The following is a 24,011-nucleotide window of genomic DNA, read 5'->3' on the forward strand; positions in this document are numbered from 1 at the left end:
CATACCTAACCCAAACCATAAAAAAACGGCGCTCACGGGGCGCCGTTTTCTCCACATCCGCAACGAACACCCTCAGTAGTAGGCGTTTTCTTTCTGCGTATGGTCAGTCACATCCCGCACACCCTTGAGCTCCGGAACCCGCTCAAGCAGCGTACGCTCAATACCCTCACGCAAGGTCACGTCCGCCTGGCCACAGCCCTGGCAACCGCCACCAAACTTCAACACAGCAATACCATCATCCACCACGTCAATCAGGCTCACCTGACCACCATGGCTGGCCAGCCCGGGATTGATCTCGGTCTGCAGGTAATAGTTGATGCGCTCGTTAATCGGGCTATCCGCATTAACGTTCGGCACCTTGGCGTTCGGCGCCTTGATGGTCAGCTGGCCCCCCATACGATCAGTGGCGTAATCAACCACTGCATCGTCAAGGAACGCTTCACTGAACGCATCAATATACGCCGTGAAGCTTTTCAGCCCCAGCGCCGTATCTTCAGGTTTTTCTTCTCCCGGCTTGCAGTAGGCAATGCACGTCTCTGCGTACTGGGTGCCGGGCTGGGTGATAAAGACGCGGATCCCGATGCCCGGGGTGTTCTGCTTCGACAGCAGATCAGCCAGGTAATCGTGGGCGGCGTCGGTAATGGTAATAGCGGTCATGGAAACTCCTCGCAGGCTTGCCGGCAGTTTACGCCAAATTATTACCGAGGTACAAAGTCCTAGTATTTTTGTCGGGAAAGAACAAACCGTTCGTCGCCATCGAACCAGCCTTTAAGCCGACGATAGCTACCCTTTTCCAGCCAGTGATAGCTGGCCAGCGACCCCAGGGCGATCAGCACCAAGCACACGCCGAGCATCACGTAGGCATTCACCCCATAACGCTGGGCGACAAAACCGCCGGCTGACAGCACCAGCACGTGCATCAGATAGACCGAATAGGAACAGTCCCCCATCACCTTGAGCAGGCGGCTGCGCTCGAAATAGCGTTCCATCGAGATACAGGCCACCACCAGCACCGCACTCGGCAAGCCCCAGGTCAGGGCCCGCGGCGATGCCGGCCAGTGATAGATCGCCAGCAGCGCACCGGCAATACCCACCAGCGGCAGCCACAGGCCGGGGCGAATCCAGCCCTTGCGGTACAGCATGCCGATGCCAATCCCCAGCAAGAACTCATACACGATGTCGGAACGATAGAAATCGCTGATCCAACCAAACGACGTCCACGCCTGGCACACCGCGAACAGTAACGCGCCCACCACCAGCACCCGCCACTGCCGGCGAAACAGCAGCGCCCAGGCAAACAGCACGTAGAAGAGCATTTCGTAGTTCAGGGTCCAGCCGACATTCAGGGTCGGGTACACCCCATAACCACCGGGATTTTCGGAAGGTATAAACAGCAAGGACATCAACACATGGGCCGCATCGACGCTCTGGTCCGGCAACACCGGCCGGGCAAACACCACCAGCAGCGCCATCAACACCGTGTAGAACCAGTACGCCGGGACGATCCGCAGCAGGCGATACACCAGGAATCGCCAGGGCGGCAGCTGTTTGTTCTCGGTGGAAAGGAAGATCACCAGACCACTGATGACGAAAAACACATCCACGCCCGCCGCGCCCTTGTCGACAAACAGGTGGCCCAGCGCCGAATCAGCCTGGAAACCAAAGAAAATCTGCATGAAGTGATGACCCACCACGGTCCAGGCCGCCAGGGCGCGCAGTGCCTGTACTGAAATCAACATCGTCGACCCGCTCTCCCAACCCTCAACACCGGTTATTCCGGCGCCTATGGCTTGGGACAGCCGTCGACGGTCAAAGGTCGATCAAAGATTCTCGTAGCGGTTCATGTCCAGCACGCCCTCTTCCACCGGCGTGGTTTCGCGGATGTACTGCGACAGGTCGTGGAAGTACTGCCAGAACTGCGGATGGCTGCGGCGGATGCCCCAGCGGTCGACAATTTTCTCGAAGCGATTGGCGTCCTTGGCGTTCTCCATCGCGGCGACAAACTCCGGTACTTGCTCCGCCGGAATGTTGAACATGAAGTTCGGGTAGCTGCTCAGCACCCCCGGGTAGATGGTCACGGTGTCCAGGCCAGGCTGATAGCGATAAGCCTCACCGAGCATGAAGGCCACGTTGCTATGGGCGCGGTTGCGCAACAGGCTGTACATCTCACGTTTGCCGCTGCGGGTTTCGATGCGCAGCATGGTCGCTTCCGGCAACAGGTCGATCACCTTGAGCCCCGCCGCCGGGCGATTGGTCAGGCGGCTCAGGGCCTGTTCGGCATCCTGCAACGCAGGGTCAATGCCCGGACGCGAGCAATAGGCGCTGACGCAACGGTTGATCGGGTCCGGGCTGGCGTTCAGGTCGCCGTAACGGGCCAGCAACTGGTTGGCGAAGTCGCGCTTGGGGTCCTTTTCATCGAGCTTGAGGCCCGTGGGTTTGTCATCGTCGATGGCTTCATAGTCCAGCCACAGCTTGACCTTGCCGCTGTTCTGGTACCAGTCGTCGAGGAAATCATCCCGCGAGTCCGCCGGCATCAGGCGCAGGAAGTTCTGCTCGGCACCGTTGCGGATCAGGTCAAAATACAGGCGCGTCTGGGCCTGATGGGAAACGTTGCCGAACACATCGAAATTCACCGCCAACTGGTAGTAGGTGCGCTCCAGCAACGGATAGTCGAACAGCCACAGGGTTTGCGGCACTTCGCCAATCAAGCCCTTGGTCACCGAGGCGCTGTCGAAGTGACGGAAGATGCTCAACAAGGCGTTGTCGTTGCCCGCCCACAGACTCGACCAGCTCGGCGGCGGCAGGTTGGCATAGCTGTCCCGGCGCAACGCTTCGTACTCGTTGCGCTTGTCGCGGTATTTGAGCCAGAGGCTGAGTACGCTGCCCACATCATCAATCTGCCCGGGCATCGCCAGCAACGGCGTGGCCTGGCCGCGGTAGCGGGCATCGGTGATGTACAGGTCGTGGTCGGGGTCCTGGAACAGGGTCCAGAAGTTGTCGCGGATTACGTCCGTGGCGATTTGCCCACGGCATACCGGCCCGCGAATAAAGGTACGCACGAAGTATTCGGCGTTATCCAGCATGAACTGGTAGCGCGCCTTGGCCGGAATCGCCTCGAAGGTCTCGAACGGGTTGGCCCGCCGGCCCGGCCCGTAGCCCGGCAAGGCGTTCACCTGCCAGTCATGGGTGTAGAACAGCGACTTGATCCGGGCCATTTTCTCGGCGCTGAACGGATAGGTGATGTGGGTCTTGTGCACGATCACCCCCTGCACCGGCCACAAGCGGTAGTACACCTGGGTGCCCGGGTCGTCGTTGGGGCGGCGGGTGTTGATCAGGTCGATCGGCTGCCCGCTCGGGGTGCGCGAGCGTACCCACTGGAAGAAATGCCCCGGCTCGCCGCCTTCAAAGTAGATGTGGGCGAGGAACAGGTGCTCGAACAACCAGCGCGCCACCAGGCTTTCCCGGGCGCCGGGCTGGTTGAACAGGTTTTCCCATTGCTGCACTTGCAAGGCTTCCTGGGCACTGGGGGCCAGGCCTTGTTCGTCGATCGGTGCACCGGAGGCCAGCCAGCGTTGCAGGGTCTGGTACTGCTGGTCGGTCAGGCCGGTGACGGCCAGCGGCATGCCTTCCTTCGGGTGGTTACCTGCGTAGGCGTTGAATTCCCCCGGCATCGGGCAGGTATTTTCGCGGTTCAGGCCCAGCACGATGTCGTCGGGCAGTTTGGCGTTAGGCGCGAGCGGCGCGTTATGCCCCAGCTCCAGCATGCGCGCCATCAGTGCAGCCTGGCTGCCCTGGGCGTCGAGTACCGAGTAGAAATCCTTTTGCTGCCAGGCGGCCTTGCCGAAGGCGTCATAGAACAAACGGGTGGGCTGGCTGGCCTGGCTGCGTTCGCCGTCATACACCGGTACTTTGGTCGCGCCACGTGCGGCACCTTCGGCACTGCCCAGGTTGAGCTGGCAGGCCGAGTCATAGCAGGCGTGGCAGGCCACGCATTTCTCGGTGAAGATCGGCTGGATATCACGGGTATAAGAGATCGCCGGGGCGGGACCTTCTGCCTGTGCGGTGAGGGCGAACAGCGCAAACGCGGCGCTGACGATGAGGCGAAGTGACATGTTCCCGGTCCCGATTCAATGCGTGCAGTGAAAAAGCAGTCGATTCTACCGATGTAACACCCTCGCCAACATGAGCGATATTCATGTAAACCCGGCACATGCTCTAAAAGCGCACAGGTTTGTTATGATCTTCGCCCTCCGTAATACCTGACCAGAGTAGTCCCATGCCCGATCGTAGCGCTCGTCTGCAAGCCCTCCACCAAGCCCTCAAGGAACGCATCCTGATCCTCGACGGCGGCATGGGCACGATGATCCAGAGCTACAAGCTGGAAGAGCAAGACTACCGTGGCAAACGCTTCGCCGACTGGCCGAGCGACGTCAAGGGCAATAACGACCTGCTGGTGATCACCCGTCCGGACGTGATCGGCGGCATCGAAAAAGCCTACCTGGATGCCGGCGCCGACATCCTGGAAACCAATACCTTCAACGCCACGCGCATTTCCATGGCCGATTACGGCATGGAAGACCTGGCCTACGAATTAAACGTAGAAGGCGCGCGCCTGGCGCGCAAGATCGCCGACGCCAAGACCCTGGAAAACCCGGCCAAGCCGCGCTTCGTCGCCGGCGTGCTCGGCCCGACCAGCCGTACCTGCTCGCTGTCGCCCGATGTGAACAACCCCGGCTACCGCAACGTGACCTTCGATGAGCTGGTGGAAAACTACACCGAAGCCACCAAAGGCCTGATCGAGGGCGGCGCCGACCTGATCCTGATCGAGACCATTTTCGACACCCTCAACGCCAAGGCTGCGATCTTCGCCGTACAGGGCGTGTTCGAGGAACTGAACGTCGAACTGCCGATCATGATCTCCGGCACCATCACCGATGCCTCGGGCCGCACCCTGTCGGGCCAGACCACCGAAGCGTTCTGGAACTCGGTCAGCCACGCCAAGCCGCTGTCTGTGGGCCTGAACTGCGCACTGGGCGCGAGCGAGCTGCGTCCGTACCTGGAAGAGCTGTCGAACAAGGCCAACACCCACGTGTCGGCGCACCCGAACGCCGGCCTGCCCAACGAATTCGGCGAGTACGACGAACTGCCGTCGCAAACCGCGAAGGTCATCGAAGAATTCGCCCAGAGCGGCTTCCTGAACATCGTCGGCGGTTGCTGCGGCACCACGCCGGGCCACATCGAAGCCATCGCCAAGGCCGTGGCCGGTTACGCACCGCGCCCGATCCCGGACATTCCGAAGGCCTGCCGCCTGTCGGGCCTGGAACCGTTCACCATTGATCGCAGTTCGTTGTTCGTCAACGTCGGCGAGCGCACCAACATCACCGGTTCCGCCCGCTTCGCCCGTTTGATCCGTGAAGACAACTACACCGAAGCCCTGGAAGTCGCCCTGCAGCAGGTGGAAGCCGGTGCCCAGGTGATCGACATCAACATGGACGAAGGCATGCTGGATTCGAAGAAGGCCATGGTGACCTTCCTCAACCTGATTGCCGGCGAGCCGGACATCTCCCGCGTACCGATCATGATCGACTCCTCCAAGTGGGAAGTGATCGAGGCCGGCCTGAAATGCATCCAGGGCAAGGGCATCGTCAACTCCATCAGCATGAAGGAAGGCGTGGAGCAGTTCATTCACCACGCCAAGCTGTGCAAGCGCTACGGCGCGGCAGTGGTGGTGATGGCGTTCGACGAAGCCGGCCAGGCCGACACCGAAGCGCGCAAGAAAGAAATCTGCAAACGCTCCTACGACATCCTGGTAAATGAAGTCGGCTTCCCGCCGGAAGACATCATCTTCGACCCGAACATCTTCGCGGTCGCCACCGGTATCGAAGAGCACAACAACTACGCCGTCGACTTTATCAACGCCTGTGCCTATATCCGCGACGAGCTGCCGTACGCACTGACTTCCGGCGGCGTGTCCAACGTATCGTTCTCGTTCCGTGGCAACAACCCGGTGCGTGAAGCGATCCACTCGGTGTTCCTGCTGTACGCGATCCGCAACGGCCTGAGCATGGGTATCGTCAACGCCGGCCAGCTGGAGATCTACGACCAGATCCCGGCCGAGCTGCGTGACGCGGTGGAAGACGTAGTACTCAACCGCACCCCGGAAGGCACCGACGCCCTCCTCGCCATTGCCGACAAGTACAAGGGCGACGGCAGCGTCAAGGAAGCCGAGACTGAAGAGTGGCGCGGCTGGCCGGTGAACAAGCGCCTGGAACACGCGCTGGTCAAGGGCATCACCACCCACATCGTCGAAGACACCGAGGAATCCCGGCAGTCGTTCGCGCGCCCGATCGAGGTGATCGAAGGGCCGCTGATGTCCGGCATGAACATCGTCGGCGACCTGTTCGGCGCCGGCAAAATGTTCCTGCCCCAGGTGGTGAAATCCGCCCGGGTGATGAAGCAGGCCGTGGCCCACTTGATCCCGTTCATCGAGCTGGAAAAAGGCGACAAGCCGGAAGCCAAGGGCAAGATCCTGATGGCCACGGTGAAGGGCGACGTGCACGACATCGGCAAGAACATCGTTGGCGTGGTGCTGGGTTGCAACGGCTATGACATTGTCGACCTGGGCGTGATGGTCCCGGCCGAGAAAATCCTGCAAGTGGCCAAGGAACAGAAGTGCGACATCATCGGCCTGTCGGGGCTGATTACGCCGTCCCTGGACGAGATGGTGCACGTCGCCCGCGAGATGCAGCGCCAGGATTTCCACCTGCCGCTGATGATCGGTGGCGCCACCACCTCCAAGGCTCACACGGCGGTGAAGATCGAGCCCAAGTACAGCAATGACGCGGTGATCTACGTCACCGACGCCTCCCGCGCCGTGGGCGTGGCGACGCAATTGCTGTCCAAGGAATTGAAGCCGGCGTTCGTTGAAAAAACCCGCCTGGAATACATCGACGTGCGCGAGCGCACCTCCAACCGCAGCGCCCGCACGGAGCGCCTGAGCTACCCGGCCGCCATCGCCAAGAAGCCGCAGTTCGACTGGAGCAGCTACACGCCGGTCAAGCCGACATTTACCGGCTCGAAGGTGCTGGACAATATCGACCTCAACGTCCTGGCCGAGTACATCGACTGGACGCCGTTCTTCATCTCCTGGGACCTGGCCGGCAAGTTCCCGCGCATCCTCACCGATGAAGTGGTGGGTGAAGCGGCGACGGCGCTGTACGCCGACGCACAGGAAATGCTCAAGAAGCTGATCGATGAAAAACTCATCAGCGCCCGCGCGGTATTCGGTTTCTGGCCGACCAACCAGGTGCAGGACGATGACCTGGAAGTCTACGGCGACGATGGCCAGCCGATTGCCAAGCTGCACCATTTGCGCCAGCAGATCATCAAGACCGACGGCAAGCCGAACTTCTCCCTGGCCGACTTCGTCGCGCCCAAAGACAGCGGCGTGACCGACTACATCGGTGGCTTCATTACCACCGCCGGCATCGGTGCCGAGGAAGTCGCCAAGGCCTACCAGGACGCTGGCGACGACTACAACTCGATCATGGTTAAAGCGTTGGCCGACCGCCTGGCCGAAGCCTGCGCCGAGTGGCTGCACCAGCAAGTGCGTAAAGAACACTGGGGCTACGCCAAGGACGAAGTGCTGGATAACGACGCGCTGATCAAGGAGCAGTACAGCGGCATCCGCCCTGCCCCGGGCTACCCGGCGTGCCCGGATCACACCGAGAAGGCCCAGTTGTTCCAACTGCTGGACCCTGAAGCCCGCGAAATGCACGCCGGCCGCAGCGGTGTGTTCCTGACCGAGCACTACGCGATGTTCCCGGCCGCGGCCGTCAGCGGCTGGTACTTCGCTCACCCGCAGGCGCAGTACTTTGCCGTGGGTAAAGTCGACAAGGATCAGGTCACGAGCTACACCGCTCGCAAAGGCCAGGACCTGGCCGTGACCGAGCGGTGGCTGGCGCCGAACCTGGGTTACGACAACTGAGCCAGCCGCGTGCGTTCGCGCGCGGATAGCTCAATGGCCAGGGTCTGCTGCTCGTTGCGGTTTTGCGTATCCAGTGCCGCGATTTCCTTGAGGTACTGCGGGTTGATATCCGGATACTGGGTCTCCAGGGCGTCGACCTTGACCTGGTGCCGGGCGGTCAGCGCGGCGAACTCGTCCGGGTATTGGCGCTTGAGGTGGTCGACCCAGTATTTGCGATCCACCAGTTGCTCGTTGAACCCCGGCGTGGCCTCTTTTTCCAGAATTTGCGTATAGGCGGCGTCGATGTCAGCTTTAGTCACCTGAGCCAAATTGCGGTAGAGCATGGTCGATGGCTGGCGCGGCAGTTCCAGGCGCCGGGCCAGGCCAATCCGATAGGCCAGGCGAATCTCCGCCGGGTCGATATCCGGCCGGCGCGCAATCGCCGTGTTGGCCACGCCCTCCACGGCCTCGAGACGGATCATGCCGGTCGCCAGCTTCAACAAGCCGGCACCCTGCTGCTCCGGTGCCACCGCCTTGAGCGCCTTGAACTCATACACACTGACTTCCAGGTCGCTGAACAACAGGATCCAGCCGTCCCCGCACGTCACTCGCACCCGCATGGCCTGGGCCTTGCTGAACAACTCATCCTGCAGTGCCGGGTATTCGTGAGCGGCGTCCAGCACCTCCCAGACCCTGCGTGTCAACTCGGCCTTGTCGGAGCTGAAATCCTTGGCGTTGCGCAGTTGGGTGAGGATGTAGAAAAAGTCGTCACTGCCGTCCATTGCCTTGAGCGCATCCCATAGCACATGCCGCGTCGAGTCGGCGGGCACGCCGGTGAACCATTGGGCTTTCTGTTCGGCGGGGGTCAACAGCTCGGGATGCACATCGACCGGGTCGTCCTCGTCCGAACGTTCCTGGCCGTCGAGCCATTCATCCACATCGTCGGGGGAAAACCCCAAGTCGATGCCGGTGTCTGCGGTGTATTCGCGCAAGTTCCTGAGGGTCGTTTCCACCAACAGGTTGTCCGCCAGGTGGGTGCCGCGCATCAACGGCTGATACTGATCGGCAAACGCTTGTTCGGGAATGGATTCAATCTGGTTGTTGCTGAGGTCGAGGGCACGCAGATTCGGCGCCTCCAGCACGCCCACCGGCCAGCCCTCAAGGATATTGCCATGAAGGTTAAGGCTTTGCAGGTCGGGCATGGACTGGATACTCAGCATTTCAAGGGTGTTTTCGCTCAGGTCCAGCGATTCCAGTTGCACCAGTTGGTCCAGTTGCGCCTGCAGCGCCGGGCTGGTGCGCAAATCGTTGTGCGCCACCTCCAGATGCTTGAGGGCCGTCAGTTCACTTAATGCATGAGGCAGGCTGATAAGCCGGTTGTGATTGAGGTTCAGGCGGTGGGTCTGGGTGAAACCTCTCAGGAAGTCGTTGGAACCTTGCTCGGTGAGCTTAACGCCATTGAGGTTCAACTCCGTGACGTGCCGGAATTGCCCGGGCGGCATGGGCGGCAGGTCTCCCAGGCCCAACTCTCTGAAATCGAGGCGCTCGCGCCCATCGACAGCCGGCAGCAGCGGATCTGCGGTCAGGTTGTGCCGCCAGCTGTCGAGGATCCGATCCGCTGCACGACGCCGGTCAACGGCACTGATCCAACCACCGCCTTCGCGATAGGCGCGCACGTCAATCCATTCATTGAGGCGGGTTACCAGTTCATTGAATTGTTGGGTGCGCGCCCGCAGCCACGCCTCGACGTGCAACGCCAGGCCCTGACCTGCCAAGTGTTCGATGCGCCTGACCGCGTCCAGCTCGCTCAACGCCGGGTCCAGCCGGCGCAACCTGGCCGCCGGAGTCAGCCTCAACTCTGCGCCCAGTGGGTCCAGCGGCAAGGGCACCAACAGGTTCGGGGCCTGCGCCACTTCCAGCGGGAAATATTCCGGGTCACCGCCGGTGGTACCGTGGGCGAGGTGTTCACTCGGGATACCCAGGGGTTTTTCGGTGTAGGCGCTAAGGGCGCTCTGGGGTTGCGAATCCAGCAGGTAATGCAACGGGTTGTCGCGGTACAGACGCTGACTGAATACCAGCACATCGGCACACGCTTGGGCAGTCAGTGGGCAACCACGCAGGTTGGTGCGCAGCATCAGCAAGTCATGCCCGCCCAGTGCTTCGAGCGGCACCTGGGTCAGCGCGCTGTGGCTCAAATTCAACTCGCCGAGCAGGGGCAGTCGCAACACCCCGGCAGGCCATTCCTGCAAGGCGCTATGGCTCAAATCCAGGTGACGTAACTGGGTGAGCGCGCTGACATCCAGCCTGCCGATACGGTTGAAACGCATGCTCAGGCGTTCCAGCCGGGACAAGCTGCTCAGTTGCGCTTGAAGTGTGGCGTTGACGCTCAGCATGTTGTGCGACAGGTCCAGATATTGCAGGGCCGCCAGATCCTTCAGGCTCGCCGGCAGTTGCAGCATATTGTTGCCGCTGAGGTTCAGGCGGCGCACGTTGGGGCACGTGCTCAACAACGCGTCCAGTACCGGCAAGGCCAGCCGGGTACCGCTCAGGTTCAGGTGCCGCACATGGCCGAAGCCCTGCGCAGGCAGCGGCGGCAGATCACCCAGTACACCGCCCGACAGGTCCAGCGCCGTGCCGGCCGCGCCGGGACGTGTGGACGGCCCCGCCACTTCGCCGTCGGTGGCATAGCGCCCGTCCAGCCCCGCACGCCAGCATTGCAGGATATGTGCAGCGGCGCGCTCGCGGTAGAAAGGGTCCACCAACGTTCGATCCACCCACGACTCCCGTGCCTGCCAGCTGCCCAGCCCCTCGTTCAGCGCGCGAAATTCTTCGCGTAGCAGGTTGACCCGCTCCACCCTCTCCCGCCGGGACAACCCCTGGCGCTTGAATTCGGCCATGGTGTTGTGGACGAACGCGGAGTCTCCCACCTTGACTGCGCTCAAGCTGCCCTCGCAGTACCCGCGCACCAGTTGCTCCTCATCCACCAGGTGCGCGGTACTGCTCTGCACATGATCCAGCACCGCCATAAACGCCTGCGGTTCAAACAACGACCATTTCAGGTGCAGGCCGCGCCAGAGCCGTTCATGCCCCACCATGAGTGGCGACGCCAGGTAATTGATCTGCGTGCCGGACAGGCTCAATGCCTCCAGATGCTCAAGGCCAAACACCCCGACCGGCCACTGCGCCAGGCTGCCCGAGACAGTCAGTGTGCGCAGCCGGGCCAGGGCGCTGACGTCCAGGCTGTCCATTGCCCCCGTGAGGGTCAGGCGCTCAAGGCGCTGCAACCCATTGATGCGTTGCAACAGCGAAGCGGAATAGCTCAATTGGGGACCGTCAATGGCCAGTTCGGTGACGTCAGAGAGCGGTTCAAGGCTGTCGACGACATCACCCAACTGCACTTGCTCTATCTGCAGGTCCAGGCGTTTGACCTTGGGAAACTGGCGTAACAACGCCACGCCAGGCTCACCAACCAACGCTGCGCCACGTAATCTGAGGCTGCGCACATGGGAGAAATCGGCATTGAGCATCGGCAGGTCGGTGACGCTCGCCAGATCCAGGTAGGCATGGGGTTCTGCGCCCCGGTACAAGCCCTGTCGCCAGGTACTCACCAGCGCCGCGGCAACCTGCGGACTGTGCCCACCGCCTGCCACCCAGTGATTGAGCGTGGTTTGCAGCCCCTCAAGCTCACGCTGGCGATTGGCAATCATATGCCATATCTGTTGCGGTGTTTCACCGCTGAGCTGACGATCCTGTATGAAAATTGCCGCCTCGTTGTCGCTGATATTCGGGTAGATCGCACGCACCCGGGCAATCAGCGAGGCCTGTGGGCCAAGGCCTTCGCCACGACCGCTCAAGAGGTATCCCACACGCCCGGAGGCCAGGCGCAAGGAAGGCCTGGAGCGCGGCACACGTAATTTGAGAAACCCGAACAGCGCCTGGCGATGGGTGCTGGCATAGCCGGTCACGGCACGCTGCAACTCGGCGAACTGGCTCACCTGCGGCAGGCCCAGCGCCTGGCGGGCATGATCGGGCAAGGCATGCATGATGGATTCGAAGAAATTGCGCCCATGGGGCAAGGTGCTGTTGAGTGCTTCGCCCTGCTCGTCAAAGGCCTGGTACGTGTCGCCGGTCTTGACCAGGCATTTGCGCTCGGTGGCGTCCTGCGGGCCCAGGCTGTCGAGCAACCGCCCGGTGACACTGTCGCTGCGCACTTCCAGGCGCAACGCTTTGGGCCAGCCAGGCAGATGTTCCAGGCTGCGCAGGCCCAGGCGGTCGCTGTCGAACGAAGCCAGGGTCTGGCGATGCAAACCTGTGATGGCGCGGTTCAGGCGCTGCTGCTGGGCACGGGTGCGCGCCAGGTTATCCAGGCGCACCGCTACCCCTTTGCCGCCGGCGAGTTGGTCACGCTCGGCGGGGCTGGCCTGCTCCAGCACCTCGCGGATGGCGCTGCGGGACAAGGTTGGAAAACGCTTCTCAAGTGCCGTGGATACCGGCTGCCTGGGCTCGCCCGAGCGAAAGAGACTCTCTGCCAGGGCCGGTTTGCGCTTGAGCGCAAAGTCCGCCAGACGGCTACGCAGCAGTTGTTCGGTATCGACCCCGGCGGCCACTGCCTGGCTGCCGAGCAGCGTACCGCGCTCCCGCTCGCTCAACTCAGCGAGCAGCATCCGGGGCAGCTTGCCGAGCAATAATTCGCGCCGGGTGATCTTGATGGTCGCGGCCTGTGCCGACGTTGCCGGATCGCCGCCATAACGTTGCGACGTGCCCCACGGCTCCGGCCCTTCGAACAACTCCAGCACGCGGCCGACAGGCCAGCCTGGCATTTGCACCACCAGTGGCAAGGCGTATTCATAACGGCCGTCCAGGCCCACACCGCTGCGCAATTGCTCGATCACCTCACCGGCTTCGCGCTCGGCGCGAAAGTGCCGCAGGGTGTCGGACAACGCTGCCGGCACCGGCTGGCTGTCCATATGCACCCGGCGCAGCACGTCGTCCGGGACGTTGCTGATATCGCCAACCGTGACCAGGGTGGCATCGGAGAACCCCTCTGTTTCGTGACCCAAGCGACGCAAAAGGGTCAGGCGGTTCCATTCCAAGGGGTTTTCATGGGTATGGCGCCAGGCGCCAGTGTTGTTGTGCTCCAACAATGGCTGGTAGGCCTCGGAATTGAGCGGATGGGTAATGCGCCACTTGCCGGCACGCGTATCGAAGTACTGCTCGTACAGCTCCGAGCCGAGGCGTACATAGGTTTTGCCGGCGGTTTGGTATTGCCCCTGGGCATTCGGCCTGAGGGCCGGGTCGAGCACGACGTTGCTGCGGTAAGGCGTCAGGTCCGGCGCCCATAACCGCGCCTCGCCATTGGGCAGCTTGACCGGCACCATGCCGTCGACCCAGCGCGATACCTGAATCGCTGGCGCCCTGCCCGCCGCAACCCCGGTGCCGGCCAGCGTCGCCATAAAGGCCAGGTTAAGCGCCACCGACTCCAGGTGGCCCCAGGCGGCATCCGTGTCGCCCTGCTTCCAGGCCTCAATGCCGTGATAAACCTCCAGGCCCAACTGGATAGCCGCCACCACCAGCATCACCTCGCCCAGCCCCGGCACCACAAACGCGGCCACGTTCAGCAGGTTCAAGCCGATACTCAACCAGTGTTCGTGGCGTTCCTGGGCGGCCTTGCGGTCTGCCTCGGCGGTCGGCACCGCCAGGGCGCGGGCGTTGTCCTTCAGACGTTGCAGGTGCCGCTCATACAGGACGTCGAATAACGCCCCGTTGATCAATACCTCGCGGCGGTCGAGGTTGATCTGGTCGTCGTACACCTGCTGCATGAACCCCTGCGGGTTCCACTTGAAGGTAAACAACCTGGACTTGAGCCGTCTGAGAAAAGCCGGCGCCTGATCATGGGCAACGAAACCGGCAAACAACTGCTGATAGACGCCAGAGCGCAGGTTGACGGCCAGGTCGGCCTCGAAGGCGGCCAGCGACGCGTACTCCTTGAGCGGGTACAGCGGCGCTCCGGGCACCCAGGCAATCAGCCGCGCATCCGCAGCGCTCGACTGGATCAGCAGCACCTCGCCGAGTATGCAACCGAGGATCGATAACTGGCTGTAGCGTACCGAGCGGCCATCCAGTTCGGGACGCTCGGTGCCGGCAACCAGCGCCTTGATCAGGGTATGGGCCGAGGCGCTGATTTCACCTTTGATCGCAGCGATGTGCGCACTCAACTCCAGTTGATCCCGTTGCGCCGCGATCATCTGATCACGCACCTGTGCCTTTGTGGTCGGCGACTCAAACACCTCGCGCAGATGAGCCTGGTACTGCTCGCCCAGGTCCAGGGTACGGCACAGCGCGGCGAAGTCTGCCGGGGCAATGTTCAAGGTCTCGCTGTAGCGATAGGCGGCCCTGGGCATTGCAGCCATGGGCTCGGCGTAATCGGTGAGCAACGCACCTTTGGGCGCCAGGGCACTGGTCTGCCCGAGGGACAGATCGGTGAAGTCTTCATTGCCTTCAAAGTTGAGCAACGCCGCCTGCAACAGTGTGTGTTCCTGCACAGGCTGACGGTAGCGCAGGTAATACAGCACGTGGGCGTCCACATCCGGGGCGTGGCCGAAACGTTTGTTCAACGCCTGGACCAGCAACGGCCTGGCGAACTCGGTGATGCTCTTGAGCCCTTTGAGGGTACCGGCCAACGCCTGATGCGACGTGCGGCTGCGACGCTGCGTGTCGCCCAATGCCTGGCGCAAGGCGGGTGTCGCCGCCGCCAGCCAGGCCGGCGCCGGGCCATCCGTGGGCTGCAAGGCAAGCAAAGCCGGGCGCAGGCGACGGATGTCGGCGGGTGCGCTGTGGGCAACCCAGCCCGGCAGACGTTGCCTGATCAATGAGGTATGCAGACCCGAATCTGCCGACAAGGTTGAAACTGACATGCGAACTCCTGAGGACGTTTTTTAAGAAGCCTCAGTACAACGAGCGCAGCGCTTCAACGGGGGCTACATAGATGCCACGGGGGCTTTCCCGCGAACTTGACTATCCTTAAGGCTGATCCCCTGACCGGAGGCACCATGGACGAGTCCAACAACAAACCACCGACGTTCTGGCAAATGCTCCACAGCGTCATGGCTGCGGCGTTTGGCGTGCAGAGTGGCAAAAACCGCGCTCGGGACTTCACCCACGGCAAGCCCAGCCACTTTGTGGCGCTGGGCATTCTGTTCACGGTGATTTTTGCCTTGACCCTGTTTGGCATCGTCAAGCTGGTGTTGCTCCTGGCCGGGGTGTGAACCGGCTCAGTGCATCAGCAGTTGCAGGCTGAATGGGTAGCGATAGGAAACCGGCTTGCCCTGGGCCGACAAGGCGCGAAAGTCGACGCGGTAGTCCTGGCTCGCGTTGATCTGCAACAGGCGGGCAGCCGCCGCCGGGTCGATCAACTGGAACAGCACTTCCCTGCGCTCTCGCCCGCCATACCGGGTGATGTCCAGCCCCAGGGCATCGTCATGCAGCAACACCATCGCCCACCCGCCGACGGTAAAGTGCCCGGCCACCAGGGCACTGACGCGACCATCGAGCCGTGCCTGGAGGATTTCGGGCGAACTGTTGACCGCGCTGAACAGCACGTCCTTGCCCGGCGTGCGCCCGTCGTCTTGCAGCGCGTCCATCGCGCCCAGCGCCATCTCATCATTGGCTGACCACACCAGTGCCGTCTGCGGGTAGCGCTTGAACAGCTGTGTGGCCTGTTCGAACGCCCGCTGGCGGCTCCACTCGCCATACACCAACTGGCGCAGGCGCACCTGCGGGTAGTCGTTCAGTGCGCGGCGCAAGCCCTGTTCACGCAGCTGTGCCGCCGGGGTGGTCTTGACGCCGGAGAACGCCAGCAGGTCAAGGGTATGCCCCGGAGAAACCGGGCCGTGCAGGCGCACCAGTTCCTTGAGCATCAGATAGCCGGCCTCCTCGTCATTGGCCACCAGGCTGCCGATCCAGTTGGGGTATTTGCCCGCGTCCAACAGTTGAGTCTGGTCCGCGGTCAGCGCGTTGTTGACGATCAGCAGCTTGACCCCGCTGCCTTGGGACAGGCGCAGGATCTGCGGGGCGATGTACTGTTCGTTGACCAGCACCAGGTAGTCCGGACGCGCGCTGCCTTGCAGGGCTTCACGGGCCTGCAACAGCGTGGTCTCGGGGTTGCGCTCGGAATAGCGCACACGCAAATCCAGGCCGAGGTCCCTGGCGGCGGCCTGCATGAATTGCGCGTAGCTGACCCAGAAGGTCTCGGTCGAATTGCCAGGGTTGAGAAACACCACCGACGTCGCTTGGGCAACCGCCCAGAACGGCATGCTCAGCACCAGCAAGCACTTGCAGAGAACCTTCAACATCGTTGCCTGAGCCCTTCGGAATGACCGCCCATGATAATGACATCGGGCCGGTCAATCTCGGTTAATTGCCGATTGTCGGACAATTCAGCTCGGGTAACACCCTTTATTGATGGCTGACCCAGAACACGGCAGTGGAAACCACCAGGATAATCAAGAACAGAATGGCCCAGGCATCGACACTGCTGTCACTCTTGCGGGCTTTGGTCGGATTGCTCATAGCATCGCCTCTTGTCGGTTTTATAGGTGATTGCACAAAGACACGAGCACAGTAAAGATCATGATTGCCCGCATGACAAATGTGGGTATCACGATAACCGTTCTCATTAGGCGATTTGGTTATTTGCATATACTCAAACATCACTTTTGCGCATAAACGCAAACTGGTATCGTGCGCCGGCTCCGTTGGGAGTGCGCGGCCGTGCGCGCAGATTTGCCGAGAACAGGACCTATATGTACGTATACGACGAATACGATCAGCGCATCATCGAGGACCGCGTCAAGCAGTTCCGTGATCAGACCCGACGCTATCTGGCAGGCGAACTGAGCGAAGAAGAGTTCCGCCCTCTGCGCCTGCAAAATGGCCTTTATGTTCAGCGCTTTGCGCCGATGCTGCGGGTTGCCGTGCCTTATGGCCAACTGACTTCCCGTCAGACGCGCATGATGGCCAAGATTGCCCGCGATTTCGACAAGGGCTACGCCCACATCAGTACCCGCCAGAACGTGCAGTTCAACTGGCCGGCCCTGGAAGACGTGCCGGACATCCTGGCTGAATTGGCCACCGTGCAGATGCACGCCATTCAGACCAGCGGTAACTGCCTGCGCAACGTGACCACCGACCAATTCGCCGGCGTTGCCGCTGACGAGCTGATCGACCCGCGCCCGTGGTGTGAGATCGTCCGTCAATGGACCACCTTCCACCCGGAATTTGCCTACCTGCCGCGCAAGTTCAAGATCGCCATCAATGGCTCGACCTCGGACCGCGCCGCCATCGAAGTGCACGACATCGGCCTGGAGCCAGTGCATAACGCCGCGGGCGAGTTGGGCTTCCGTGTGCTCGTCGGCGGTGGCCTCGGCCGTACGCCGGTGGTGGGTGCCTTCATCAACGAATTCCTGCCGTGGCAGGACCTGTTGAGCTACCTCGACGCGATCCTGCGGGTCTACAACCGTTATGGCCGTCGTGACAACAAGTACAAGGCCCGGATCAAGATCCTGGTAAAAGCGCTGACCCCTGAGGTGTTTGCCCAGAAGGTCGACGCCGAGATGGAACACCTGCGCGGCGGCCAGACCACCCTGACCGAAGCCGAAGTGCACCGTGTTGCCAAACACTTCGTCGACCCGGACTACAAGGCCCTGAGCAATCAGGACGCCGAGTTGGCCGCGCTCGACCAGCAGCACCCGGGTTTCGCCCGCTGGCGCACCCGCAACACCCTGGCCCACAAAAAGCCGGGCTATGTGGCCGTGACCCTGTCGCTGAAACCTACCGGTGTTGCACCGGGTGACATCACCGACAAGCAACTGGACGGCGTCGCCGACCTGGCCGAGCGCTACAGCTTCGGCCAACTGCGCACCTCCCACGAGCAGAACATCATCCTCGCCGACGTCGAGCAGTCCCAACTGTTCACCCTGTGGGGCGAGCTGCGCGAGCAGGGTTTTGCCACGCCGAACATTGGCCTGCTGACCGACATCATCTGCTGCCCGGGCGGCGACTTCTGCTCCCTGGCCAACGCCAAGTCGATCCCGATTGCCGAATCGATCCAGCGCCGCTTCGACGACCTGGACTACCTGTTCGACATCGGCGAGCTGGACCTGAACATTTCCGGTTGCATGAACGCCTGTGGTCACCACCACGTCGGCCACATCGGCATCCTGGGCGTGGACAAGAAAGGCGAAGAATTCTACCAAGTGTCCCTGGGTGGCAGCGCCAGCCGCGATGCGAGCCTGGGCAAGATCCTCGGCCCGTCCTTCGCCCAGGAAGCCATGCCTGACGTGATCGGCAAGCTGATCGACGTGTACGTTGAACAGCGCACCGAAGATGAGCGTTTCATCGACACCTACCAGCGCATCGGCATTGACCTGTTCAAGGAGCGCGTCTATGCAGCGAATCATTAAGAACAACGAAGTCGTCGACGAAACCTGGCACCTGCTGCCCAAGGACGCGAGCTTCGATGGCATCTCCAACTGCGACGACCTGATCGTGCCGCTGGCCCTGTGGCGCGAACACGCTCACGCCCTCAAGGCCCGCGACGGCGGCCTGGGTGTGTGGCTGGACGCCGATGAAGAAGCCGAAGAGATCGGTGATGACGTGGAGCACTTCCAGGTCATCGCCCTGAACTTCCCGGCCTTCACCGACGGTCGCAATTACTCCAACGCCCGCCTGCTGCGTGACCGTTATGGTTACAAGGGCGAGCTGCGGGCGATTGGCGATGTGCTGCGCGACCAGTTGTTCTACCTGCGCCGCTGCGGGTTCGATGCCTTCGCCTTGCGCGCAGACAAAGACCCCTATGAAGCGCTGGAAAGCCTCAAGGATTTCTCGGTGACGTACCAGGCCGCGACGGATGAACCGTTGCCGTTGTTCCGCCGCCGGTAAGCCTCGCTGTCAATAAAAAGCCCCGACCCGTCGGGGCTTTTTGCATTCAGGCGGTGGGCTGCAATGCGAGTTGCACCGCGCCATCGACACTCAACCCGCTGATCAGCACCTGCGGCGCACAGGCCTCAGGCAACGTCTGCAACACCTCCTGCGCCTCATGCCGCACCCGGGCCAGCACCAGGCACTTGCCCTCCCCTTGCACTTGTACGAAAAACGCCTGCAATGCCTCGATGCTGGTGCCGTCCAGGTCGGGGGATTCTTCCAGGCTGAGCACCACCGTGTGCACCGGTAACGTAGCGTGCCGCATCAGGCTCAACACCGCCCCCAACACCCGCTCGGCATTCGCGAAGAACAGCGCCTCACTGGGCCGTACGATCAGCACACCGGGGATCCGTTCGGCGCTCGGGTGATGCAGCAAGTCGACAAAATCATGCCCACCGTCAATGCGCCCCAGCTCACGCACGTCCGCCGACGACATCTGGCGCAGCATCAACACCACGCTGATGCCGACCGCCACCAGCAGGCCGTCCAGCACGCCGAGCACCAACACCGCCGCCACCGCGCAAATCACTAGCAACCGGTCGCGCCGCCAGGAGAAATAGCGGCCCAAGGGCTGCAGGCTCAGGCCACGACCCAAGGCATAAATGACGATGGCGGCCAGTACCGGCTCCGGCGTCAATGCCACCAGGGGCAGCACTGTCAGTACGATCGCCAACACCACCAATGCCGCCACGGCGCCCGCCAGCCGGGAGTTGGCTCCCGCCGCCTCATTGGCCGACGTCGCGGAATAACCAGCGCCCGTGGGCATGCCCTGGAACAGCCCGGACAACAGGTTGGCCGCCCCCAGCGCCAGCAAGTCACGGTTGGATGACACGCGATCACCATGCTTGAGGGCGAACGAGCTGATGGAACCGTAGGACTCGGCGTAAAGAATCATCACCATGGCAAACGCCAATTCCCCCAGGCGCAACCAGTCGGCGAACGGCAACACCGGAAGGTGCGCAAACTCCAGGCGCAGGTCGATCACACCGATCAACGCCACGCCATGGGCCTGCAGATCCAGCCACTGGCCGGCGGCAATCCCGAGGATCACCACCAGTAACCCGCCCGGCAGACGCTTGACTCGCGCGCACAGCCAGAGCAGCAGCAACGCGACACCCGCTACGGCAGCGGCGGCCCAGTTCCAGCGCGGCAGTTGCTCCAGGAGTTGAGGCAGGAAGCGAATCAGGTTGTTATCGGTCAGGTGTACGCCCACCACGCTGGCCAACTGCTTGAGGATGATGGTCAGCGCCAGGCCAAAGGCAAAGCCACGCAACACGGGCTTGGCGATAAACGAAGTCAGCCCGCCCAGCTTGAGCAACCCGGCCAACAGGAAAAACGCCCCGGTCACCAATACCAGGCCCATTGCCAGGCTCAGCCTGAGTGCCGGATCGTTCCCGGCCAACGTCGCCGTGGCCGCCGCCAGCACCGCCGCCGAGGATGACGTGGCGGAGACAATCGCGAAGCGGCTGGTGCCGAACAGGCCGTAGCACAACAAGCCGGCGAACAAGGCGATCACCCCCGCCTGGGGCGGCAATGCGGCGATGCTGGAATAGGCCACGGCTTCGGGCAGCAACAAGCCGGCGATGGACAGCCCGGCCAATAAGTCCTGGATGCGGTTCTGTCGGGTCTCAGTTGTCAATCGGGCCTACCCATCCTGGCAAGTAACGGGCTTGCTGGCTGCGGGCCAGGGTCATGGCCTTGCCCATCAACTTGGGGCTCAGGTCGCCGATCAGGTCGCTGCCAATGCGGCTGCGGAAAAAGTCGGCCCAGAGAAACTCGCTGAAGGGCGCAGCGTCCTTGGCATAGCCACCGGCGGTACGCAGCAGGCCCGCGAGGCTGCGGTAGGGATCGTCCTGCAAGTCGGTAATCCTCCGGGGAATCGCGTCGTAGGCGCGGCGAATACCCCGCGCATCATAGGGATGTACCCATTGGTTGAAGGTCATGACGTTCCAGAACGTAGTGCGCTCGACAAACGACAGGTCCTTGAGCACCAGCAACGACACGCTCTTGACCTCTTCCTGCAACAACGCCAGGCCGAAGTGATGATGGTCGGTGATGTAGTAACGTTCGTCCGGCCCCAGCACACAGGGAAACCAGTGCTGGTCGAGTGCAGCCGCGCGCTCCTTGCGCTTGAGCTTTTTCCAGGCCTCGCGCTTGGTCGCGACCTCGGCGAGGCCCACCGTCAATTGGGTGGGGTGCAGTTTTTCCAGCTTGCCGGTGATCAACTGCGGGCGGGCGCGAGCCATGAACAACCTCCAGGTAAGAATTCGACGTGCCCTGTCAGACACCCGCGACAAGCTTAGCCGTGATTGCCCACCTGGCGTTGATACTTATCAGCCCCTGAGGGTTTGCAGGCACAAAAAAGGCCGACTCGCCTGATGGGCGAGTCGGCCTTGCTCACAACGACCTGCGTATCAGGCCATCAGCGAGTAAATCAACGCGGTGATCGCCACCAGGCCGACCGCCGTCACAAACACGTTGGACGCCTGGCCACGGTACTTGGCCATCGCCGGCACCTTGCGGATCGCGTACATCGGCATCAGGAACAGGATCGACGCAATGATCGGCCCGCCCAGGGTCTCGATCATGCCGAGGATGCTCGGGTTGAGGGTGGCGACGATCCAGCACACCACCAGCATGAACGCGGCTGTCATGCGGTCCAGGGTCTTGGCAGCCGGGCGACGGCCACTTTTGAGCACCAGGCCCTTGAGGCCTTCGCTGGCGCCGATATAGTGGCCCAGGAACGACTTGGCAATCGCCACAAACGCGATCAGCGGCGCGGCGAACGCGATGGTCGGGTTGCTGAAGTGGTTGGCCAGGTAGGACAGGATCGACAGGTTCTGCGCCTTGGCTTCGGCCAGTTGGGCCGGCGACAGGGTCAGGACGCAGCTGAACACGAAGAACAGCACCATCACCACCATCAGGATGTGCGCCCGGGACAGGATCTGCGAGCTGCGTTCCTCGGCGTGCTCGCCGTACTGGCGCTTCTGGTCCACCGCAAAGGCCGAGATGATCGGCGAGTGGTTGAACGAGAACACCATCACCGGAATCGCCAGCCACAGGGTGTGCAGCAGCGCCGACGGGGCTGGCACGGTACTGGCGGTGCTCAGGATGCCACCGTTCCAGTGCGGCACCAGGTACACGGCGAGGAACAGCAAGGCAACGATAAACGGATACACCATCAGGCTCATGGCCTTGACGATCACCTGCTCGCCGCAACGCACCACGGCCAGCAGGCCGAGGATCAGCACCAGCGACAGGATCGCCCGCGGCGGCGGCGCGATGTGCAGTTGATGCTCCATGAAGCTGCCGACGGTGTTGGTCAGCGCCACGCTGTAGATCAGCAGGATCGGGAAGATCGCGAAGAAGTACAGCAAGGTGATCGCGGCACCGGCCTTGAGGCCGAAGTGTTCCTCGACCACGTCGGTGATGTCCGAGCCTTCACGGCCCGAAAGTACAAAGCGGGTCAGGCCACGGTGAGCGAAAAACGTCATCGGGAACGCCAGCAGCGCGAGGATCACCAACGGCCAGAAACCGCCAAGGCCCGCGTTGATCGGCAGGAACAAGGTGCCGGCGCCGATGGCCGTACCGAACAGGCCGAGCATCCAGGTGGTGTCCTGGCGGCTCCAGCTTGTGAGGGTTGCAGGTGTCGTTGCGTAGCGTTCGTCGACGCTATTGGCCTGATCATTCATCCGTTCGGATCTCCGCATTCACTCAGTCGGGACGAGTCAGAAAAACCTGACAGGCAGCGCCACGACCGAAACAGGGGCGCGATTGTCCGGGATTCGCCTGAAGAAGCAAAGACTTAGCTGAGGAATGGTTGTGCGCAGCAGATGATTGGCGAGGTTTGATGAGCAGGTTTTTTTAGATTTCGTTAAAAATCTATTTTATAAATTCCGGCTGTCATGTATTTTCAATGCCACGCCCCTCACTGGAATCACCGCCATGCCCATCGTGCGCATCGACCTTCGGAAAAACCCCGACGTCACCTACGCCAAACGCGTCGGCGTACTGATCTACAACGCCATGCACACGGCCATCGGCGTGCCTGAACACGACAACTTCCAGATCCTCACCGAGCACGATGAACACCACTTCATCTATGACCCCGAGTACCTGGGCATCCAGCGCAGCGACAACCTGGTGATTATCCAGATCACCCTGAACGAAGGCCGCAGCACCGAGCAGAAAAAGCTGTTGTACAAGACCATCGCCGAGAGCTTGAACCGTGAACTGGCGGTGCGCCTGGAAGACGTGTTTATCAGCCTGGTGGAGGTCAAGAAGGAAAACTGGTCGTTCGGCAACGGGATTGCGCAGTACGCCAGCTAAACGTTTTATGATGCCACCCACCCCTGCCACCACCTGATCCAGAGAGCCCTCGATGCCACGCGTGTCCCGCAAACAAGCCGAACTCAATCGCGAAATCATCGTCGAGGCCGCCACGCGGCTGTTTCGTGAGCGGGGCATTCATGGCATCAGCGTGTCGGACGTGATGGCGGCTGCCGGGCTGACCCATGGCGGTTTCTACGGGCACTTCGAGTCCCGCGAGGCGCTGGCCACCGAAGCCTGCAACCGGGCGTTCGAACAATCGAGCCTGCGCTGGCAGGCCAGGGTCGAGCAAAGCCCTGATGCCGAGGCCGCGCGCCTGGCATTGATCGATCCCTACCTCACGGCAGCCAATCGTGATAACCCCGGAGACAGTTGCCCGGTGGCGGCCTTTGCCGGGGAAATGTGCCACGAAGCTGCCGACAGCGCGTTGCAGCGCACGTTCATCCGTGGTCTCGAAGCGTCGATGGGGATCCTGGCCGCTACCCAGGCCACCGGAACACCCGAAGGTGACCGGCAGGCTGCCATGGCCCAGTACGCAATGATGGTCGGTGCCATTACCCTGGCCCGTGCGACTAAAGGCAGTGGCCTGTCTGATGAATTCCTCGAAGCTGCCAGAAATCTGCTGATCCCGGAAAAAAACCTCGGCTGACGCGTTGACAGCCAAACGCCACCGCCAGCATGATCGACCCATGAACATTTTTCAGCTGGCCCTCACCCGCACCACCACCACGACCGC

The 24,011-nt window shown here is 62.0% G+C and carries 14 protein-coding genes; 6 read left to right on the forward strand and 8 right to left on the reverse strand.

Annotation, left to right across the window (positions count from 1 at the left end; genetic code table 11):
- Positions 1-72 precede the first annotated feature (72 nt).
- The 3 genes from nfuA to LIY45_RS26525 form a co-directional block, all read right to left on the reverse strand.
- Complete coding sequence (gene nfuA, locus LIY45_RS26515) at positions 73-657, reverse strand: Fe-S biogenesis protein NfuA (RefSeq protein WP_003210817.1); 585 nt, start codon at positions 655-657, stop codon at positions 73-75.
- Between the two features lie 59 nt (positions 658-716).
- On the reverse strand, positions 717-1,739 hold the full coding sequence (locus tag LIY45_RS26520; RefSeq protein WP_226478135.1) for an acyltransferase: 1,023 nt from the start codon (positions 1,737-1,739) through the stop codon (positions 717-719).
- 81 nt (positions 1,740-1,820) lie between these two features.
- The gene (locus tag LIY45_RS26525; RefSeq protein WP_226478136.1) at positions 1,821-4,112 is read right to left on the reverse strand and encodes a fatty acid cis/trans isomerase; all 2,292 of its coding nucleotides are present in this window, start codon (positions 4,110-4,112) and stop codon (positions 1,821-1,823) included.
- Between the two features lie 164 nt (positions 4,113-4,276).
- Between LIY45_RS26525 and metH the strand changes: the two genes are divergently transcribed.
- Positions 4,277-7,987: a methionine synthase gene (gene metH, locus LIY45_RS26530; protein ID WP_226478137.1), complete on the forward strand. Its 3,711-nt coding sequence runs from the start codon at positions 4,277-4,279 to the stop codon at positions 7,985-7,987.
- Here metH and LIY45_RS26535 read toward each other — a convergent pair.
- The gene (locus LIY45_RS26535; RefSeq protein ID WP_226478138.1) at positions 7,975-14,880 is read right to left on the reverse strand and encodes an NEL-type E3 ubiquitin ligase domain-containing protein; all 6,906 of its coding nucleotides are present in this window, start codon (positions 14,878-14,880) and stop codon (positions 7,975-7,977) included. The two genes, metH and LIY45_RS26535, sit on opposite strands and share 13 nt — an antisense overlap.
- A gap of 135 nt (positions 14,881-15,015) precedes the next feature.
- On the opposite strand from LIY45_RS26535, the gene LIY45_RS26540 reads away from it, so the two are divergent.
- A complete protein-coding gene (locus LIY45_RS26540) occupies positions 15,016-15,231 on the forward strand; it encodes a DUF2970 domain-containing protein (protein WP_226478139.1) in 216 nt (71 codons plus the stop codon).
- Between the two features lie 6 nt (positions 15,232-15,237).
- Here the strand turns inward: LIY45_RS26540 and LIY45_RS26545 are convergent, their stop codons facing one another.
- Complete coding sequence (locus LIY45_RS26545; protein WP_226478140.1) at positions 15,238-16,317, reverse strand: ABC transporter substrate-binding protein; 1,080 nt, start codon at positions 16,315-16,317, stop codon at positions 15,238-15,240.
- A gap of 450 nt (positions 16,318-16,767) precedes the next feature.
- On the opposite strand from LIY45_RS26545, the gene LIY45_RS26550 reads away from it, so the two are divergent.
- Complete coding sequence (locus LIY45_RS26550; RefSeq protein ID WP_017479944.1) at positions 16,768-18,426, forward strand: nitrite/sulfite reductase; 1,659 nt, start codon at positions 16,768-16,770, stop codon at positions 18,424-18,426.
- A complete protein-coding gene (locus LIY45_RS26555; RefSeq protein ID WP_017479943.1) occupies positions 18,410-18,904 on the forward strand; it encodes a DUF934 domain-containing protein in 495 nt (164 codons plus the stop codon). The genes LIY45_RS26550 and LIY45_RS26555 overlap by 17 nt, the downstream gene beginning before the upstream one ends.
- 46 nt (positions 18,905-18,950) lie before the next feature.
- Here LIY45_RS26555 and LIY45_RS26560 read toward each other — a convergent pair whose 3' ends face one another.
- The 3 genes from LIY45_RS26560 to LIY45_RS26570 all read right to left on the reverse strand — a co-directional run bounded on the left by LIY45_RS26560 (position 18,951) and on the right by LIY45_RS26570 (position 22,638).
- Positions 18,951-20,585 carry a SulP family inorganic anion transporter gene (locus LIY45_RS26560; protein WP_226478141.1) on the reverse strand — a complete coding sequence of 545 codons (1,635 nt, stop codon included), beginning with the start codon at positions 20,583-20,585 and terminating at the stop codon, positions 18,951-18,953.
- Positions 20,575-21,192, reverse strand: a complete 618-nt coding sequence (locus LIY45_RS26565; RefSeq protein WP_226478142.1) for a ParB-like protein — start codon at positions 21,190-21,192, stop codon at positions 20,575-20,577. Before LIY45_RS26565 ends, LIY45_RS26560 begins: the two co-directional genes overlap by 11 nt.
- 168 nt (positions 21,193-21,360) lie before the next feature.
- Complete coding sequence (locus LIY45_RS26570) at positions 21,361-22,638, reverse strand: serine/threonine transporter (protein ID WP_017479940.1); 1,278 nt, start codon at positions 22,636-22,638, stop codon at positions 21,361-21,363.
- A 253-nt stretch (positions 22,639-22,891) separates the two neighbouring features.
- On the opposite strand from LIY45_RS26570, the gene LIY45_RS26575 reads away from it, so the two are divergent.
- Positions 22,892-23,275, forward strand: coding sequence for a tautomerase family protein (locus LIY45_RS26575; protein ID WP_063029436.1), 384 nt, complete (start codon positions 22,892-22,894; stop codon positions 23,273-23,275).
- A gap of 52 nt (positions 23,276-23,327) precedes the next feature.
- The gene (locus LIY45_RS26580) at positions 23,328-23,924 is read left to right on the forward strand and encodes a TetR/AcrR family transcriptional regulator (protein ID WP_017479938.1); all 597 of its coding nucleotides are present in this window, start codon (positions 23,328-23,330) and stop codon (positions 23,922-23,924) included.
- The last annotated feature ends 87 nt before the right edge of the window (positions 23,925-24,011 follow it).

Source organism: Pseudomonas sp. MWU16-30323 (assembly GCF_020515595.1).
Classification (GTDB): Bacteria; Pseudomonadota; Gammaproteobacteria; order Pseudomonadales; family Pseudomonadaceae; genus Aquipseudomonas; species Aquipseudomonas yamanorum.

Excerpts from the sequence above, each read along its gene's own strand:
- nfuA (WP_003210817.1), bottom strand. The coding sequence starts at position 657 with ATGACCGCTATTACCATTACCGACGCCGCCCACGATTACCTGGCTGAT.
- LIY45_RS26520 (WP_226478135.1), bottom strand. The coding sequence starts at position 1,739 with ATGTTGATTTCAGTACAGGCACTGCGCGCCCTGGCGGCCTGGACCGTG.
- LIY45_RS26525 (WP_226478136.1), bottom strand. The coding sequence starts at position 4,112 with ATGTCACTTCGCCTCATCGTCAGCGCCGCGTTTGCGCTGTTCGCCCTC.
- metH (WP_226478137.1), top strand. The coding sequence starts at position 4,277 with ATGCCCGATCGTAGCGCTCGTCTGCAAGCCCTCCACCAAGCCCTCAAG.
- LIY45_RS26535 (WP_226478138.1), bottom strand. The coding sequence starts at position 14,880 with ATGTCAGTTTCAACCTTGTCGGCAGATTCGGGTCTGCATACCTCATTG.
- LIY45_RS26540 (WP_226478139.1), top strand. The coding sequence starts at position 15,016 with ATGGACGAGTCCAACAACAAACCACCGACGTTCTGGCAAATGCTCCAC.
- LIY45_RS26545 (WP_226478140.1), bottom strand. The coding sequence starts at position 16,317 with ATGTTGAAGGTTCTCTGCAAGTGCTTGCTGGTGCTGAGCATGCCGTTC.
- LIY45_RS26550 (WP_017479944.1), top strand. The coding sequence starts at position 16,768 with ATGTACGTATACGACGAATACGATCAGCGCATCATCGAGGACCGCGTC.
- LIY45_RS26555 (WP_017479943.1), top strand. The coding sequence starts at position 18,410 with ATGCAGCGAATCATTAAGAACAACGAAGTCGTCGACGAAACCTGGCAC.
- LIY45_RS26565 (WP_226478142.1), bottom strand. The coding sequence starts at position 21,192 with ATGGCTCGCGCCCGCCCGCAGTTGATCACCGGCAAGCTGGAAAAACTG.
- LIY45_RS26570 (WP_017479940.1), bottom strand. The coding sequence starts at position 22,638 with ATGAATGATCAGGCCAATAGCGTCGACGAACGCTACGCAACGACACCT.
- LIY45_RS26575 (WP_063029436.1), top strand. The coding sequence starts at position 22,892 with ATGCCCATCGTGCGCATCGACCTTCGGAAAAACCCCGACGTCACCTAC.
- LIY45_RS26580 (WP_017479938.1), top strand. The coding sequence starts at position 23,328 with ATGCCACGCGTGTCCCGCAAACAAGCCGAACTCAATCGCGAAATCATC.